At 46.6% G+C, this 18,053-nt stretch carries 17 protein-coding genes; 8 read left to right on the top strand and 9 right to left on the bottom strand.

What is annotated here, in order from left to right; genetic code table 11:
* Window positions 1–30 precede the first annotated feature (30 nt).
* Together F0220_RS21760 and F0220_RS21755 are read left to right on the top strand one after the other, a co-directional pair.
* On the top strand, window positions 31–666 hold the full coding sequence (locus tag F0220_RS21760; RefSeq protein WP_091013887.1) for a TetR/AcrR family transcriptional regulator: 636 nt from the start codon (window positions 31–33) through the stop codon (window positions 664–666).
* Window positions 667–686: 20 nt separating this feature from the next.
* The gene (locus tag F0220_RS21755) at window positions 687–2,015 is read left to right on the top strand and encodes an MFS transporter (protein WP_076214246.1); all 1,329 of its coding nucleotides are present in this window, start codon (window positions 687–689) and stop codon (window positions 2,013–2,015) included.
* 159 nt (window positions 2,016–2,174) lie between these two features.
* On the opposite strand, the gene F0220_RS21750 is transcribed toward F0220_RS21755, so the two are convergent.
* From F0220_RS21750 to F0220_RS21740, 3 genes are all read right to left on the bottom strand, one after another.
* Window positions 2,175–2,999, bottom strand: coding sequence for a carbohydrate ABC transporter permease (locus F0220_RS21750; protein ID WP_091013890.1), 825 nt, complete (start codon window positions 2,997–2,999; stop codon window positions 2,175–2,177).
* A gap of 1 nt (window position 3,000) precedes the next feature.
* Window positions 3,001–3,873 (bottom strand): carbohydrate ABC transporter permease, encoded by an 873-nt coding sequence (locus tag F0220_RS21745; RefSeq protein ID WP_105599777.1) that lies wholly within the window; start codon window positions 3,871–3,873, stop codon window positions 3,001–3,003.
* 100 nt (window positions 3,874–3,973) lie between these two features.
* Complete coding sequence (locus F0220_RS21740) at window positions 3,974–5,278, bottom strand: ABC transporter substrate-binding protein (protein ID WP_223199740.1); 1,305 nt, start codon at window positions 5,276–5,278, stop codon at window positions 3,974–3,976.
* A 177-nt stretch (window positions 5,279–5,455) separates the two neighbouring features.
* Here F0220_RS21740 and F0220_RS21735 point away from each other — a divergent pair, with 177 nt between their 5' ends.
* Together F0220_RS21735 and F0220_RS21730 are read left to right on the top strand one after the other, a co-directional pair.
* Entirely contained in the window at window positions 5,456–7,333 is a 1,878-nt protein-coding gene (locus tag F0220_RS21735; RefSeq protein WP_105599776.1) for a cache domain-containing sensor histidine kinase, read from the top strand.
* Window positions 7,326–8,147 (top strand): response regulator transcription factor, encoded by an 822-nt coding sequence (locus F0220_RS21730; protein ID WP_223199739.1) that lies wholly within the window; start codon window positions 7,326–7,328, stop codon window positions 8,145–8,147. The genes F0220_RS21735 and F0220_RS21730 overlap by 8 nt, the downstream gene beginning before the upstream one ends.
* Here the strand turns inward: F0220_RS21730 and F0220_RS21725 are convergent, their stop codons facing one another.
* From F0220_RS21725 to nirB, 4 genes are all read right to left on the bottom strand, one after another.
* Window positions 8,148–8,777 carry a YfbR-like 5'-deoxynucleotidase gene (locus F0220_RS21725; RefSeq protein WP_091013902.1) on the bottom strand — a complete coding sequence of 210 codons (630 nt, stop codon included), beginning with the start codon at window positions 8,775–8,777 and terminating at the stop codon, window positions 8,148–8,150.
* Window positions 8,778–9,064: 287 nt separating this feature from the next.
* The gene (locus tag F0220_RS21720) at window positions 9,065–9,847 is read right to left on the bottom strand and encodes a formate/nitrite transporter family protein (RefSeq protein WP_091013903.1); all 783 of its coding nucleotides are present in this window, start codon (window positions 9,845–9,847) and stop codon (window positions 9,065–9,067) included.
* A gap of 49 nt (window positions 9,848–9,896) precedes the next feature.
* The gene (nirD, locus tag F0220_RS21715) at window positions 9,897–10,223 is read right to left on the bottom strand and encodes a nitrite reductase small subunit NirD (RefSeq protein ID WP_091013905.1); all 327 of its coding nucleotides are present in this window, start codon (window positions 10,221–10,223) and stop codon (window positions 9,897–9,899) included.
* A gap of 58 nt (window positions 10,224–10,281) precedes the next feature.
* On the bottom strand, window positions 10,282–12,711 hold the full coding sequence (gene nirB / locus F0220_RS21710) for a nitrite reductase large subunit NirB (protein WP_091013907.1): 2,430 nt from the start codon (window positions 12,709–12,711) through the stop codon (window positions 10,282–10,284).
* 275 nt (window positions 12,712–12,986) lie between these two features.
* Here nirB and F0220_RS21705 point away from each other — a divergent pair, with 275 nt between their 5' ends.
* Window positions 12,987–13,694, top strand: a complete 708-nt coding sequence (locus F0220_RS21705; RefSeq protein WP_036615169.1) for a metal-dependent hydrolase — start codon at window positions 12,987–12,989, stop codon at window positions 13,692–13,694.
* Between the two features lie 219 nt (window positions 13,695–13,913).
* On the opposite strand, the gene F0220_RS21700 is transcribed toward F0220_RS21705, so the two are convergent.
* Both F0220_RS21700 and F0220_RS21695 read right to left on the bottom strand, forming a co-directional pair.
* Entirely contained in the window at window positions 13,914–14,234 is a 321-nt protein-coding gene (locus F0220_RS21700; protein WP_091013910.1) for a hypothetical protein, read from the bottom strand.
* Window positions 14,235–14,415: 181 nt separating this feature from the next.
* Window positions 14,416–15,489, bottom strand: coding sequence for a M42 family metallopeptidase (locus F0220_RS21695; protein ID WP_091013913.1), 1,074 nt, complete (start codon window positions 15,487–15,489; stop codon window positions 14,416–14,418).
* A 649-nt stretch (window positions 15,490–16,138) separates the two neighbouring features.
* Here F0220_RS21695 and spoVAC point away from each other — a divergent pair.
* Genes spoVAC through spoVAE form a run of 3 tightly spaced genes read left to right on the top strand, consistent with a single transcriptional unit; the run spans window position 16,139 to window position 18,011 of the window.
* Window positions 16,139–16,642, top strand: a complete 504-nt coding sequence (gene spoVAC, locus F0220_RS21690) for a stage V sporulation protein AC (protein ID WP_036615164.1) — start codon at window positions 16,139–16,141, stop codon at window positions 16,640–16,642.
* Complete coding sequence (gene spoVAD, locus F0220_RS21685; protein ID WP_105599774.1) at window positions 16,639–17,655, top strand: stage V sporulation protein AD; 1,017 nt, start codon at window positions 16,639–16,641, stop codon at window positions 17,653–17,655. The genes spoVAC and spoVAD overlap by 4 nt, the downstream gene beginning before the upstream one ends.
* A gap of 5 nt (window positions 17,656–17,660) precedes the next feature.
* Entirely contained in the window at window positions 17,661–18,011 is a 351-nt protein-coding gene (gene spoVAE / locus F0220_RS21680; protein WP_047843814.1) for a stage V sporulation protein AE, read from the top strand.
* Window positions 18,012–18,053 lie beyond the last annotated feature (42 nt).

Below are 18,053 nucleotides of genomic sequence, written 5' to 3'. Positions count from 1 at the left end.
CAGTCGGTCGAACGTATCGGAGGCCAGGATATGAGATTGATAAAAAATCCGGAAGAACGAAGGAACGAGATTTTGGATGCCGCCGAGATTCTGTTCATAACAAAGGGGTACACCAAAGCTACGGTCATGGATATCCTTCAGGCGTGCAACATTGCCAAGGGTACATTTTATTATTATTTTCAGTCCAAGGAAGAGGTCATGAACGCCATCGTCATGCGTTTTATTCTGAGCGGGGAGGCATCGGCCAGGCACGTGGTGTCCGACCCCAAACTGAATGCCCATGACAAAATTTTTCGCATCATGATGGCGCAGAATCAGCCTGACGGCAGAAAACATGATCTCATCGAGCAATTGCACAGTGTTCATAATGTGGAGATGCACCAAAAGAGTCTTGTAGAGACGGTAATTCGATTAAGTCCCATCTTGGCCGAGGTGGTAGAGCAGGGCATTCAGGAGGGGGTATTTCATACACCTAACCCAAAGGAATCCATCGAATTCCTGCTCGTATCGTCACAATTTTTGCTGGATCGAGGCATCTTTCAATGGGAGGAGGAAGAACTCGAAAAAAAGGTTGAAGCATTCACACAGATTATGGAACGTGTGCTGGGAGCAGAAAAAGGAAGCTTCGCCTACGTCACTCGTCTCTATTTTCCGAATCAAGGTTAGCCGAGAAAGGAGTATCATCCATGGAACATACCGTTCAAAAATCATTTAAAAAGTTTCTGGTAGTATGGTTCGGTCAGCTCATCTCCATGATTGGGATTGGACTTACAGCCTTCTCCCTGGGGGTGTATGCTTTCGAAAAAACGAATACGGCAACAAGTGTTGCATTGATTACCTTATTCACGTTTCTGCCGAATATCCTGCTTCGACCTATTGGAGGGGTATTGGCAGACCGATTCGACCGTCGAACGATGATGATTATCGGCGACCTGGGGTCGGCAGCCGGTTTGATTTTCATTCTGTCCATTATGCTCACAGGTGATATCCAATTATGGCATATCTATGTGGGAGTGGCCTTTAGTTCGGTGTTTTCCGCGTTGCAGAGCCCGGCATACAAGGCCTCTGCTACGGACCTGCTGGATAAGGATCAATTCTCAAAAGGAAGCGGTCTTGTACAACTGGCTGAATCCTCGAAGTTTCTGTTTTCACCCATCATTGCGGGCATTCTGCTTAGTATAACAACCATTGAAGTCATTCTGGTCATTAATATTCTGACATTCCTGGTTGCCATTCTGGCTGTGCTGGTTATTCGGAAGAGCATGAAAGTGGAGCGAGAGGATCGAGAAGGAAAAAACTGGATCACCGATATTCAAGAGGGCTGGAGAGAAGTTGTAACCAACAAGGGAGTACTGTTGCTGGTGGTGATTATTTCACTTGTCACCTTTTATCTGGGATTCCTGGAGACACTCATTGGTCCGATGCTTCTGTCATTCACGGATGCAAAGACACTTGGAACGTTTCAGTCTGTAAGTGCCATCGGCATGCTCATTAGCAGCTTGTGCATCGGCATATTTACAATAACAAAGAGATACGCTAGTGTGCTTGTGATGGGTCTGATTTTGTGCGGTTTGTCCTTTTCGCTTCTGGGGATATCTACCAATATTTATTTTATTATCTTCGCAGGTTTTCTGTTCTTGTCATCGCTGCCGTTTGTCAATATGAGCGCAGATGTGCTGGTGCGAAACAATATCGCCAACGAAAAGCAGGGCAGGGTATGGGGAATCATTGGTATTCTGTCACAACTCGGGTTTATTATTGCATACAGTTTGGCTGGATTTCTGGCCGACCATGTGTTTAATCCGCTGTTGATGGAAGGGGGAGCACTGGCTTCGTCTGTTGGTCAAATTATTGGAACTGGGCCAGGCAGAGGTATTGCCTTTCTGTTTATCATCGCGGGTCTGTTTGTTATTCTGATCGCAATAATCACATCCCGTTTGAAAATGATCAAATCTCTGGAGCAGAGCCCAGATATAACAGCTCCATCCGATGTTGGCGGGTTGGCGCACGATTAATTCGAATCCAACAGCGTAAGTCCTTGTCCGCAGCATCGTGTGATACATCTTCTGTACGAAGAAGTATCACACGATGAGCAGACAAGGGCTTTTTTGTGCCGGGGAGTCAGAAGATGTACTCAGACAAGAGTGTTTGTGTATTTGGATTGTCGGTGGAGTTTACCCTTTAACTGCCCCTGAAGTTAGTCCTCCTACAATATACTTTTGCCCAATGAGGAACACAATCAACACAGGCAATGACGTGAGCACGATATCGGCACTGACCAGATTCCACTGGGCACTGAATTGTCCGAAGAAGTTATATACAGCAAGCGTCATCGGCCACATCTCGACCGTATTCAGCATATAGAGTGGGGCGGTGAACTCGTTCCAGACACTCAGAAAATTAAGAACAAATACCGTCACCAAAACGGACGTGAGCAGAGGTACAATAATTCTCAGGAACAGCTTGATACCGTTACATCCGTCCATGATCGCAGCTTCATCCAGCTCCTTCGGGATGTTAGACACAAACGCATACGTAATGAACAGCGAGATTGGAATCCCCATGGCGGTGTAGAGCAGAATCATGCCGAGATGTGAATTGATCATGCTCATCGACTTCATGACTTCCATCAGCGGAATGTAGTTGAGCGGAAGTGTGATACCAAGAATCAGGAAGAAATACAGGAACTTGCTGAGCCTCGAATAATTGCGGGATAACGTGAAGGCCGAGAAGGCTACAACAAACACCAGCAGCAGGGAAGAGGCTCCGGAATGCAGCAGACTGTTGAAAAAGGAACCGCCCAAATGTCCCTGTTCATAGACAATTTTGTAATTTTCGAAGATAAACTTCTCGGGCAGCGTCAGCTTCAGCACTTTGGCCTCGGCGTCCGACTTGAATGAATTCAGTACAATGACGACAAAAGGAATCAGGACCACCAGGCTGAGCAGCCAGGCGAGTGCATTTAACCCGATGGAAGCCAATCTTTTTCTCAATCGCATGTTAGTATTCCACCTTTCGGTTCATCAAACGAATGATGAAAAAGGAGATGATCGCCATGATGACAAACAGAATGGTAGATAGCGCACTTCCGAGCCCCCAATACCCTTTGGCAAAAGAGGAATAGACCGCCGTATTAATGACATCTGTTGCGTTACCGGGGCCACCGTTGGTTAGCACGTATACGGCATCGAATACCCGTAACCCATACGTAATATTAAGTACCGTTGCGATTGTAATGGTAGGCATAAGCATCGGAATGGTGATCCGGAACAACTTCTGCCCGAAGCCGGCGCCATCAATGGATGCTGCTTCGTAGTAATCCCGTGGAATGGCGAGCAGTCCGGCGATGAAGAGCACCATGATGTACCCCATGCCTTTCCACGTATCCACTGCCATGATGGATGGCATGGCCCAGGTCAAGGAGCCCAGCCAGTTCTGGGTCAGAACGTCCAGTCCCATGGAACGCAGGGTCACATTCACGAACCCGTTGTTGGGATCAAGCAGACTTTTGAACACAAGCCCAACAATGAGAAACGACAGCACCTGCGGGGAGAAAATGATCATCCGATGCACATTTGCGGCCTTTACACCGCTGACCAGGAGCAGAGCCAGGAACAATCCCAGAACAGTCTTGGCGATGGACGTAACGAGGGTAAACAGGACTGTGTTTTTGATAAAAAGCAGATAAGTCGGATCACCCGCCAGAATGGTGCGGAAATGCTCCAGACCGATGAAGTTCTTCTCCGAACTATAGCTGTTCCAGTCGGTGAAGGAATAATAGATGCCCAGCAGGGCGGGAGCGACGATAAATAGCAGATATAATACAATCGCTCCAGATGAGAAATACCAGGGATAGATTTTGTTTGCATTCATAACCGGTAACACCTTTCCTTCCTGCCAAAATACATGAGCGGGCAAACGCCCGCTGCATGTAACGTTGTTCAGCGTTTATGTTTATCTGCAATATGCGCTATTACTGCCACTTCTCATCTTTCAGCACTTTGGCTTGTTCAGCACGGCGTTTATCAATGTTTTGCAGAATCTGATCCGGTGTCATGGCTCCGGCGAACATGCCCGACAAGTCTTTGCCAATATCCATCCATTGTGGATCAATATATTTCACAGCGGCCTGCATGACCGTTCCTTTTTCATGATTTTTCTCATAATCAATATAATCCTGTGTCAGCTTTGGTTCGATTTCCGGCCAGCAAATGGTCAGGTTACCTTCACCTTCATCAAACACACGTTGCAGATGATCATGCTCGGTAATCCAGCGGAAGAATTTCAGCACTTCTTCGGGATGTTTACTGTTTTTGTTACCAAACATCGCAGCTGAACCGCCCGGATTCACACCAATCGTCTGATTATCTCCCCACGGCATGACGAAGAACCCCATATTATCTTTCATTGCCGGATACGCTTCGGAGACTTCCTTTTCGGTCCCTGGAACCCGCAGCAACATCGCTGCTTTCTCCTGACCAAACGCTTCAATTCCCGCTTCTACCGTATTGGACAAGAAGTCTTTTCCAAAATAACCTAGATCCGCAAATTCTTTCAACTGTTCAATGACCGTCTTGAGTTGCGTCATATCTGCGACTTTCATCTCATTATTATTCAGTTTCTCGTACGTTCCCGCTGTTGTTTGCTCATAGTTAGGTCCCGTTTCGAACAAAGGCAGAACCTGATACCACCCGCTGGCAGGTGCTTGATAGAACGGAATAATGTCTTTATCCTTAATTTTCTGGCTGATTGCCTTGAATTCGGCATAGGATGTAGGAGGCTCTATGCCGAGCTCCTGGAAGATACGTTTGTTATAGTACACATACCAGATTTTCGTTGGCGCAAAAGAAACCCCGTACACCTTGTCATTGTGACTGACGGTTGGCAAAATCTCTTCAGACATCCGACCTGTGAATTCCTCATTGGTCAGGTCAATGGCATTTTCCTCCGGTCTTACGTTAGCCGGCATGCTCAGTGGGTCCACATCGACATTGAAAATGTCAGGTGCTTCACCAGAGGCCAGCTTCACCTTGATCAGGTCACGCCACTGTGCGTCAGGGACAACTTGGAAGTCAATTTTGATACCGGTCTCCTGCTCATATTCCTTGGCCATCGTCTGCATGATGCCTGTACGCGGAATACCGGATTGGCTTGTTCCAAACGTGAGTGTCACCTTACCCGAACCTTCCGTACTTTTACCTGAGTTGCACCCGGCAAGCAGAAGGGTGGAGAGCAGGAGCACACTTGCAAGTGAAAATAGAAATCGTTTTCTCATCATTGAACCTCCCGAAATATAAAGAAAATTGTCACTTGCCGAAACGCTTAATGTAAGCGTATTCTTATGTGGATAACTTTACTGTGAACAAGGGATGTGCTCAATAGACAAAAGCGTTCTGTTGGGTGGACATTTTCGAATGGTGTGACAGAGATCATCATAGGACGAGGTGTGAGGGGATTGCGATATCGATTTGGAACGCTTCAGCAAAGTCTGTTTGCCTATTACTCTGCGGTATTTATTATCTTTTCGCTGATTGTGGCGGGGCTTCTGTATGTTTTTCTCGCAAGTGACATTCGTCAGCGAAGTGAAGAACAACAGAGACAACTGGGGGTATCAATCGTCAGTAATCTGGATCAGGAAGTGGTGAAAATGAACAACTTCTCCATGAATATTGTGTACTCCAATCTGGTCAAAGAACACTTCAGTCACTACTTGGCACCAGCAGAAGGCAGTGAGCAGACAATGACGAGTGATCCAGCATTGTATAAGGATACAACCACACTAATTGACGTCATTCTCGCGATCATCAGCAGCTCCAATACAGCCAAGCAGGCCAATATCTATGACGTGAACGGCAAGATGTTGGGAGCGGGTGCATTCAACGGTCAATTGTCGGTAGACCTGACTCAGCGACCGTGGTACAAGGAAACCTGGGAGCGGAGTGGCTGGCGAGTGATCCAATTGTTAGAGGGCGGAGCCTTGCCCATTCCGACCGGCGAGGGAAAATCAGATCAACCTTACATTTCGCTTACCCGTGTATACAAAGATGGAAATTATGTCAGCCAAGGCGTCGTTGAGATTTTGCAGGATGCGGGAACCCTGTTTCAGCATTTGAATGAATTGCAGGCGAATAACAACGATCTCCGGATCTATGTAGTGGATGAACAAAATACACGGTTGTACCCACTTTCTTCGGATGCCGATGCTTCTCAAGCAGGATATTTCGATGATGTGGACTTGATTCAAAATCTTTCATTTCCTCCTGATACGATGCAGGAGATCACCGATCCTTTAAGTCAGTCCAAGCAAATGATGACGTACATGACGTCACAGGAGACGAGATGGACCGTTATTGTCATGCAGTCCAAACACTCCCTTTTCGCGAGTCTCAACCGGATGGCTGTGATGTTTATCGGTGCCACGTTAGCTACTCTCATGCTGATTCTGGTTCTCTCGTATCTCATCTCCAAACGGGTTACTTTGCCGCTGCATCGTTTGCAGCGCATTATTCAAAAAACGGGTGAGAATGATCTGCTATCCGGTCAGGATTCTGGTCAATTGTTCAAGCTGGAGCATCCCGGTTCCATCCGGGAGATGGATGAGCTGAATGATACGTTTATCCGGCTGAATCAACAGCTTTTGCAATCGTTTCAGGACAGGCTGGCGATGAAATCTCAGGAGACAGAAGCGAGATTACTGGCGCTGCAATCCCAGATGAACCCGCATTTTCTCTATAACAACATCACAAATATTAGCATCATGGCGGAAGAAGGCATGAATGAGCAGATTGTCGCGTTCTGCACCAATATTGCGTCTATGCTGCGTTATATTTCTACTCCGGGAAAGAATGGGGTTCCCCTGTCCCAAGAACTGGATTATTGTGAGCGATATCTGGAGTGTATGAAGATTAGGTTCGAGGATGATCTACACTATGAGTTTCATATTCCAGAAGAGATGAAGTATATCCAGGTTCCGATGCTGATGGTACAACCACTACTCGAAAATGCCATGAAATATGGACTGGGTGATTCCCCTCCATGGAGACTGAATATTACTGGAGATATGGATGCGGTACAGCAGACCTGGCAGATCCACGTGGAAGACAACGGGCCTGGCATGGAACCGGAGGCACTTGCCAAGATCATGCATTACATCGAACAATCACAGGAGTGGGAGCGTATGCCTGATCTCGAAATTAACGGCATGGGACTCAAAAATATATGGGTCCGATTGAAATTATGGTATGGCACGGCAGCCCACATGCAGATCACGAACAAGCCTTCCGGCGGTGTCCAGATTACCATAGGCGGTTCCATTCGAAAGGAGCATGACTGAACCCATGACAATCAAATACAGAACGATTATTGTGGAAGATGAAGCCCTGATTCGCCGGAATGTCTCGCGCAAATTCAGAGAGCTGGACACCCGGTTCGAGGTGATCGGTGAAGCGCGGAACGGTCAGGAAGCGTTACAGCTCATCGAACATGCCGTACCTGATCTGGTTGTAACTGATATACAGATGCCGGTAATGAATGGATTGGAGCTCGCCAAACATCTGTATTTTGCCTATCCGCATGTAAAGATTGTCATTCTGAGTGGTTACCATGAATTCGAATATGCACGGCAGGCAATCAGTTACAAGGTGGAGGATTATCTGCTCAAACCATTATCGGAAGAACAGCTTCGGACACTGCTGGATGCGATGGAATTGAAGCTTGGGAGCGCTGTGGATTCACTTGCCCACGTCAGTGCCGTGCTGGACGAGCAGGTGAAGCCGGAGGATATCGCAGAGGCCATTAAGTTGTATTTGAAGCAGAATTACATGCATGAGATTACACTCCAGGACATGGCGGGACAGATGCATTTTACTGTGGACTATCTAGGAAAGTGTTTTAAGAAAGTAACGGGGGAGACTCCGCTGAAATATATGACAGGTCTGCGGATCAATGAAGCAAAACGTATGCTTGTCACCCATGAGAATATGGATATCAAGACGATTGGTGGAGCGGTAGGGTATAGTGATTCCCACTATTTCAGCCGGATCTTCAAAAACAAAACGGGCTTGTACCCTAGCGAATACCGACTGCAATTGCAGGAACGAAAAAAAGCCCTGTCCATGGATGAGGAGAACCATGTTGACCTGAGCTGATTACTGGGCCAGAGCTTCTTCGGTTATTTTGCGAATATCAAACGGGGAGCGAATACCTTCTTCAATCATGTCGGGTAGAATCTGTTCCAGGAAATACTGCACACAGTGGAGGTCGATATTTTTGATTTTGACCAAGGCATAACGGTACATAACGATAAACTCTTTCTCCGTATTGCCACGTTGGAGCTCAGCAAAGGCTTCATATACCTGATCCATCTTGTCTGCGACTTCGAGAATCAGTCCTTCAACCGATTGGTCTTTGCCCTCACGCAGCTGTCTGCGGAATATAGGCTGGAACTCTTCAGGAATATTTTCATTAATAAAATGTTCAACCATGCCTTCTTCCACCTTCTGCAGCATCGAACGCAGCTCCAGTGAATAATGTTTGACTGGTGTTTTGATATCACCAATGAAGATTTCACCATAATCATGACTGCTCGTAATTTCGTATAACTTCTTCCAATCCACGATGACTCCATGCTGTTCCTCAATATCTGCGAGTGTTTTGGCGTACTGTACCACTTTCCAGGAATGAGCGGAGACGCTGTGTTCTTCGAATTTGAATTTGCCAGGTGTACGAATAATACGTTCAAGATCATTCAGTGACCTGAAGTATGTATGGATTCCCATATAAGCGATCATCCTTTGCTGATTGAGTATAAATGTGAGTATCCATCGACTATACACCAGTTATGTCAACTGTGGATTAAGGCGGATAGCGACGAAGGTAAAATGAATTTTAATTCTTTATAGAAGGACGAGAGGATGAAAGGGGAACCATGCGAGAGAGTACGATGCTTATCGACAAACCATAAAAAGCCACGATGTGTGACTGAACGTAAGTTCGGCATCCATCGTGGCTTCAGTGTGTAGATGTTGTGTTACCTGGCGCTACATAATTGCTGTTGAATAAAGAATTATGATCTTTTACGTACCGGTGAAGTATACCAGTAAGCCATTCCGACAAATAGGGCACCGCCGATGATATTACCAAGTGTCACCGGGATCATGTTATGAAACCAGCCTGCCAGAGTAATGGTATCCGGGTGGTTAGGCAACAGCCAGGACAAGGACAGCAAAGTCATATTGGCAACACTGTGCTCATACCCACTTGCAATAAAGGCGTACAGACACCACCAGATAAGAGCAATTTTGGCGATATCCTCTTTTGTGCGAGCAGCCATCCAGATCGCCAGACAGACGAGCCAGTTACAGAGAATGCCGCGGAAGAACAACTCCGATACGGGAGCAGCCATCTTTTTGGCTGAAGCGACGAATAACAGATGTTCAGGCGCAGCCGTTTTGAACAGGCCACTGCCTACAATAAGCAGGCTGAGCAGGATCGCACCTAACAAGTTGCCGAGGAAGACGAGCCCCCAGTTTTTCAGTGTATCTTTAACTGTGGTCCGGCCTGCCAGTGTACTCATGGTAAAGAACATATTGTTACCTGTGAACAGTTCCGATCCGGCAAAGATGACCAGCGTGAGCGCGAGTCCGAAGGACATGCCCATCAACATGGTTTGCAGTGGTGACTGTGCCGCAAGGAGCGGAGCACCGATACTGAAGATCAGCACGATGCCAAGTCCTACATAGGCACCCGCCATTAAGGCGGCAACCATGTAGCGTGAAAGATTGGAGTTCATCTGATCCCGTTTTTTAACTGCAGCTTCAATAATTCCCTCAACACTTGGTGTATACATCACGGTTTCCCCCATTATTTTGCATCAATCTTTGAACGTTTCAATGGAGCTATACAGCAATCCAGACCTGGCCGTTCTCTACCTTGACTGGATACATCTGGACTTGACCATTATCCGGTGCTTGCACAAGACCGGTCGTCAGATCGATTTTCCAATCATACAGTGGATCGTACAGATAATGTCCGGACACGATGCCTTCTGCCAGCGGCCCACCCTTGGGGTGGGGGTTGTGATTATCCGCAGCGAAGATGGTGCCATCCGATGCACGAAAGACAGCAAGCTGATGGTCCTTAATCTCAACTACTCTTCCGATTCGTGGCAGGAATTCTTCAACTACTCCGGCAGGGAAGTAGGTGCCTGATTGTTTTGTCGTCATCTAAAACCACTCCTTATCTATATTTAACATTCCGGTAGTATTAATCTTGCGAGCTTACTTATGGACGAGCCGATACTTCGATGCCGTGGAACATTTTGCTTTGGCCTTCCTCATTACGAATCGCTTTTTGCCAAGGTTCTTCCACATGCTCAAGTGCGAATTCAATCCGTTGCATCAACGCTTTGCGTTCCTCAAGATTATCCACGACAACCGAACGAATATGCTCCAGACCCATACGTTCCACCCACTCGGAAGTCCGCTCCAGATAGTTACCTGTCTCGCGGTAATATTGCATGATGGCTCCGCACAATTCAATCAACTCTTCATCTGTTTTCACTTTGCATAGGGAATCAGCAAGTCTTGCTTTAATACCGCCGTTACCACCGATAAAGATTTCCCAGCCGCCGTCGTTACCAACGATACCGATATCTTTTGTACATGCCTCTGCACAGTTCCGTGGACAGCCATTGACAGCGTATTTGAACTTGGCAGGCAGATCCAGACGTTCGAATTTCCGTTCAATCCGAGCACCCATAGCCATGGAATCCTGTGTACCGAATCGGCAGAATTGGGAGCCGACACATGTTTTGACCGTGCGCAGCGATTTGGCGTATGCATAACCTGAAGGCATATCCAGTTCAGCCCAGACTTTAGTCAGATCTTCTTTTTTGACACCAATCAAGTCGAGGCGCTGACCGCCGGTAACTTTGACTGCTTTCACATCATATTTGACTGAAACATCAGCGATGCGTTTGAGATCCGCTGGTGTAGTCACTCCGCCATACATCCGAGGTACGACCGTATACGTTCCATCTTTTTGAATATTTGCATTCATGCGTTCGTTAACAAAACGGGATTCCTTCTCATCTTCGTGTGTGTCTGGTGCAATCATGCCAAGGTAATAGTTGATTGCAGGGCGACATTTCGAACAACCCTCAGGCTGACTCCAACCCAGTACATTCATGACCTCTTTGGTCGTTTGTAATCCTTTTGCACGAATCTCAGCTACAATCTCATCCCGTCCCATGGAAGTACATCCGCATATTCCCTGTTTGGCTCCACTGCTGAAGCCGTCTCCCAGCACATATTGCAGAATCTGTTCCACAACCGGTTTACATCCACCGCATGAGCGTGTTGCACCGGTACAGGCTTTGATTTCATCTACAGTGGTAAGGCCCTGGTTTGTAATTACATCGACAATCGTGCCTTTAGTTACCCCGTTACATCCACAGACGATCTCGTCCTCGGGCATCGTTTCAACAGAGGTTGCTTTCTTATGACCACCGCAGCCTGTACCCATGAGTGAACCGTACAATTCCTCGGTCATTTCGGTTTGATTTTTAATCAGTTTCTGCAATTCGGCAGAATCCGTAATGTCACCGAAGAGAACAGCGCCGACCATTTTATTATCACGAAGCAGAATTTTTTTGTAGGTTCGTTTCCAGTCATCTTTGTGCGAAATGACCGTGTGCTCTGGGCTGTCGATGAATTCACCCGTTGAAAACACGTCTACACCCGAAATTTTCAATTTCGTAGATACTACAGAACCTTCATATGGAGCGGTCTCTACACCGCAGATATGTTTCGCGAGAATCATGCCTTGTTCGAACAAGGGGGCAACGAGGCCGTAACATACCCCGCGGTGCTCTGTACATTCCCCGACCGAATACACATTCTCAAGTGAAGTCTGCATATAGTCATTCACGACAATACCCCGGTTCACTTCCATACCGCTTTCGCGGGCTACAGTCGTATTGGGTTTAATGCCTACAGCCATGACCACAAAATCAACATTCAGAACCGTATCATCTGCAAAACGTATCCCTTCAACGCGTTCGCCGCCCAGCAGTTCGGAAGTCTGCGCACCCATCTTGAACCGGATACCCTGACGTTCGAGTTCTGCCTTCAACATGGCTGAAGCTTGTGGATCAAGCTGACGCTCCATCAGATCTTCCATCAGATGCACTACGGTAACTTCCATGCCAAGTTGTACCAACCCTTTGGCAGCTTCAAGGCCTAGCAGTCCGCCCCCGATAACGGCCGCTCGTTTATACTGCTTAGCAGCTTCCAGCATGACATTGCAATCGGCGATATCGCGGAAACCGACAACACCTTCTTTGTCATGTCCCGGTACGGGGAGAATGAAGGAGTTGGAGCCTGTTGCAATGATAATTTTGTCATAAGGAACGCGAGTTCCATCTTCAGTCACAACTTCGTGTGTCTCGGCATCGATTCGTGTAACCGTTGTGCCTGTGTGCAGCGTAATGCCGTAATCTTCATACCAGTGAAGGTCGTTCAGCACGATATCGTCCAGTGTTTTGCTTCCTTCCAGTACATAAGACAACATAATGCGGTTGTAGTTAGGATAGGGCTCTGTGCCAAAAACAGTAATATCAAATCGCGTAGTTAATTTCAAAATTTGCTCAACGGTACTGATTCCTGCCATACCGTTACCAATGATAATGAGGTTCTCTTTTTTTCCGTTCATGTGTGTATGCCTCCTTGAATAGACGCTGTACATTACTCAAAATTTTAGTGGTTTATATTTGAAATTATACAAGTAGTTGACGACAATTTATGTGATTTAATTCACTAATAAAGATAAAAGAGTCATAAATATAATAATGTGAGCCCCATCACAGAAAGTTATATTAATTTTCATACAAATAAGAAATGCGAACTATTGTTCTTATTTTGTTTTCGTTGTAAAATCGGAATTGGGCCGTATTGTTCCCGATTTCTTCGAAAGGACGTTTTTGCATCATGATGGGAAGATCCCACCTTATTATCGGGACAGGTGTGTCGCTTTCTGTTCTGCAGTTGGCCGGCATGCCGGTGACTGCGCCGGCAGTTACGGTTGCTCTGATTGGTTCGTTATTGCCTGACATTGATGAGCCAAATTCGCTGCTGGTATCCAGAGCCCTGCCTAACAGTCTGATCAGGTTGTTACAGACGATTCTGTTGCCCACAGCTGTATTTGTGTACTTCTATGTTCATGCCAAACCATGGAACCTGTTGCTTGCGATCCTCATTGCGCTTGTGTCATTCCTGCCTTCGCGTTCGCTTCGCAAAGTGTTGATGTTTGCGATTGGACTAGGGCTTGTCTTCTATGGTCATGCGTTTGCACCGTGGAACTTGATTGCAGGCAGCCTACTTATGCTGTGTACAACGCTAACTCACAGGGGACTAACGCATACCCTATATGGAACAGCCATTTGGGCCGGCTTGCTTTACAGCACGACCCAGCAGCAGGGACCGGAGATCTGGGTAGCAGGAGGTACAGCATATGCCATGCACTTGTTGGCCGATTCACTAACCAATCGGGGGATTCGTCCGTTACCACCGCTCAAGTGGCGCATACGGGTGAATCTGATGAGTACAGGGACCAAACGTGGGGCCGTTGTAGAGAATGTCTGCATTGTGCTTACTCTTATTTTGGCCTGGATTGCATTCTCACCGCTATTTCTGTAATGACCAAATACCAGTCCTGCATAAGGGCTGGTATTTCTTTTTTGTTATTTACCTGTAAGCCATGAGAGGGTAATGGGATCAAGTTGCTGTTGGAGTGCTGGATAGACTTTCAATATCGGAGGAGCCAAATACAAATAAAACAACAAGAATAAGCACAATTAACAGTTCGGCGAACCCGGTTCCGTCAAACTCGGACATGTTGCCCACCTCATTTCTTTATTAAGAATTGATTCTCTGCTGAAATGCCTGTATAACATCATTAAGCGTCATATCCCCGCCAGTTTCATCCAGGAATTGTACCAGTTTGTCTGAATTGGAGGGTGTGACCTTTTGAAGTGTTTTATATTGACCAACCAATTCTACAACCAATGTAGCCTCACGAAACAACGTGACTGCATCCACTCTCAACTTTCCGCTCACCAATAACGCCGCTACAATTAGTTCCAGATTTCTTCCTTTAAGGTTGCCATTGAGAAGGGTGTTTGCGGCATTTGTTTTTTTGGAACCTTTATTCGATTTTCCATTCCTTCTCACTGCCATAACAGGTCCCCCACTGGTTGGTGTTTGGTTATTGATCTTCCATTATCGTATATCTTATGTGGCATTCTCCATAATGTTCGACCTATTAATCTAGTTGATTAAACCCAAAAAAGAGACATCCCGGTCTGACGGGACATCTCTTTCAGGTACATCATATTTAAGGACGTTCCGTTTAACCAAACTACGCGTTATTAATTATGGTATTCATCGTTGTCCGATCCAGACCTTTGACCAGCTTCACGATCAGTTCTTTGGCCGCATCGTAGTCATCCGTATGAATGATGGAAGAAGAGGTGTGGATATAACGTGCGCAGATACCAATAACTGTTGATGGTACACCAATTCCACTCAGGTGTACTTGACCTGCATCGGTACCACCTGGTGAGATGAAATACTGCATATTGATCTGATTGGATGAAGCCGTATCTTGAACATATTCCACCATTCCGCGATGGGTGAACATACCCGGGTCAAAAATACGAAGCAATGCGCCTTCTCCGATATGTCCAAATGACTGTTTATCACCTGTCATATCATTCGCCGCGCTACAGTCAAGTGCAAAGAAGATATCAGGCTGGATCAGATTGGCCGCCGTACGTGCACCGCGAAGCCCCAGTTCTTCCTGAACCGTTGCACCAGCGTAAAGCGTGTTAGGCAGTTTTTCCTTGTGCAGCGCTTCAACCAGTTCAAGTGCAAGTCCAACGCCGTAACGATTATCCCACGCTTTAGCCATAATTTTCTTCGGGTTCGCCATCGGCGTGAATTCACAGATCGGTACGATCTGCATACCTGGGTGGATGCCCCAAGATTCTGCTTCCGCACGGTCGTCTGCTCCAATATCGAGATACATGGTGTTCAGGTCAACAGGCTTGCTCCGCTGGGACTCGTCCAGCAAGTGTGTAGGAGTAGAACCTACAACTCCGGTAATCCGACGATCAGGTGTGATGATTTCCAGTCGCTGAGACAGTACAGCCTGACTCCACCATCCACCCAGTGGACGGAATTTGACCATACCCGTTTCCGTAATGCCTGTAGTCATGAAACCAACTTCGTCAAAGTGTCCGGCTACCATAACTTTAGGACCGGATTCCTCCCCGCGTAATACACCAAATAGACTCCCCAGGCGATCCTGGACGAACTCATCGGTATAAGCGGAAAGCTTATCTTTCATCCAGCCGCGAAGCTCACGTTCAAAACCGGATGCGGAAGGAAATTCCGTCAACGTACGAAACATATCCATCGTTTTTTCATTCATGTGTCAACAACTCCTCTGTTGGTATGTATTTCAGGTCACAGTAGAACGGCTACCCGCCTGTTGTCCTTTTAAGATGTAGTTCAAAAAGTCTTTTATCTTTTTGAACATGCATACTAATATGCTGAGGACTTGTTATTTAACCACTGGTCACATTACAGTATGAACCTTGCGCAAGTGATTGTCCATGTTTATGTCACGTATTTAAGGCATATTTTGGGCGCTTACCGTGTCCAAGTTTCATGACTCTATCCGCTATAGTCGTAGTCCTGATGCCACTTCAATGAATATGAATATATGGAGGAGATGTCATCATTTTCGATGTTCTTTTTATTCAATATTTGTTTGTCTGTTTACAGGAAGGAGCTAAATATACAATGAAGCCTCCAGAAGAGGGCACGGAAAAAGTACTGTTTATCGTTCTTTTTATCTTGCTCGTGATTGTTCTTCTTTATTTATAGAGCGTATCTAAAAGTGCTCAGATCCGGCGTATTCCCATCTTGCTTTCACAACATGATCTTGTTGGAAACATATGCTGTCTGTCGCCGGATACATAACCTTCCGATGATTAACAAACAATGAATATAGGATTACACACATTGGCATTCAGCCGTAGCTTTGAACCATTTTCACATAGAGGAGGTCTTGTATCTTGCCAGCTCAATCTGCATCCGGAAGCGAAAAAAAATCGTCGTCCCTGTCCATGGATGAAAAGGAGTACAAAAAGGTCGCAAAAAAACATGAACCGCCTCGTCCAATCCTGAAAAATTGCCTCAAAGCATTTCTGGTTGGGGGTACCGTCTGTTTGATTGGACAGGCTATTCAAGAAGCTTTTATGGCCGGTTTCGACATGACATCGAAGGAAGCTTCCAGTCCTACGGTGGCGGTCATGATTCTCATATCGGTTATTCTAACGTGTCTCGGTGTTTACGATAAAATGGCTCAATGGGCAGGAGCGGGAACGGCTGTACCGGTTACCGGATTTGCCAATTCCATGTGTTCTGCTGCACTGGAACATCGTGCTGAAGGACTGGTGCTCGGTGTAGGAGCCAACATGTTTAAACTTGCTGGTTCCGTTATTGTGTTTGGTGTCGTGGCAGCATTTGTCGTAGGGATCGTTTACGCCTTTTTGGGATTTGGAGGTGGGCACCTATGAAGCGATTGGGTCGTCAAACGTGGCAGTTTGAAAATCGTCCGCGAATTATCGGTAAAGCTACAGTTGTAGGACCAGAAGAAGGCGAGGGTCCATTGTCATCTGATTTCGATTATGTTTATGACAACCTCGAGATCGGCGAAAAGACGTGGGAAAAGGGAGAACGAAAACTGCTCGAACAGGCCTCCCAACTGGCTTTGGTTAATTCAAATATCACCAAGGAAGAGCTTCAATTTTTTGTGGGTGGAGACTTGATGAATCAGATTATCAGCAGTTCCTTTTCAGCGCGAAAACTGGGTGTGCCTTACCTGGGCGTCTTTGGTGCCTGTTCCACATCAATGGAAACCTTAGCGTTAGCGTCCATGATTGTTGACTCCGGAGCTGGCGATTATGTCCTTGCAGGAACGGTTAGCCATAACTGCACGGTTGAGAAACAATTTCGATATCCGACCGAATATGGCTCCCAGAAGCCGCCTTATGCGCAATATACCGTAACAGGTGCAGGGTGTGGCGTGGTCTCACGTACCGGTGATGGTCCTGTAGTTACCAAAGCCACTATTGGACGCATTATGGATTTGGGCATCAAAGATCCTTTTAATATGGGTTCAGCCATGGCGCCAGCAGCAGCCGACACTATAATCTCTCATTTCAGGGATACCGGATTGGAACCCGGCTATTATGATCTCATTGTGACTGGGGATCTGGCCTCCGTCGGTCTGCCAATTACGAAAGAGCTTTTGCAAAAAGAAGGCATTCCCATGGAACAGACGGTTTTTAATGACTGCGGCCTGATGATCTATGATCGGGAGAAGCAGCCTTATGTTGTTGCCGGGGGAAGTGGCTGCGGATGTTCTGCCACCGTCACCTATGGTCACATTTTGAACCGGATGCAGAAGGGTGATCTTAAACGGGTGCTCGTCGTTGCTACGGGTGCGTTGTTATCTCCGATTTCGTACCAGCAGGGTGAAAGTATTCCTTGTATTGCACATGCCGTAGCTATTGAAAAGGAGGGATAAAGGTAATGCAGTTCTTGTGGGCATTTATCGTTGGCGGTTTAATCTGTGTTGTTGGACAGCTTCTAATGGATGGGGTTAAACTGACGCCAGCTCATACCATGAGTACACTTGTTGTGACAGGTGCGCTTGCGGATGCATTTGGCGTGTATGACCCCTTGGTTAAATTTGCAGGTGCGGGTGCTACCATCCCCATCACAAGTTTCGGTAATTCCTTGGTGCACGGGGCATTGACGGAGCTGGAAAAAGAGGGATGGCTGGGTGTGATTACAGGGATTTTCGATCTGACTGCGGCGGGGATTTCGTCAGCGATCATCTTTTCTTTTCTCGCGGCATTGGTCGTTAGACCAAAAGGCTAACATAGAATGAGAAATCTCCTTGAACATATTGCGATTCAGCAG

It is taken from the genome of Paenibacillus sp. 37, assembly GCF_008386395.1.
GTDB classification, from domain to species: Bacteria; Bacillota; Bacilli; order Paenibacillales; family Paenibacillaceae; genus Paenibacillus; species Paenibacillus amylolyticus_B.
The sequence above is the reverse complement of the archived record's forward strand: the minus strand, read 5'-3'. Positions and strand labels throughout refer to the sequence as shown.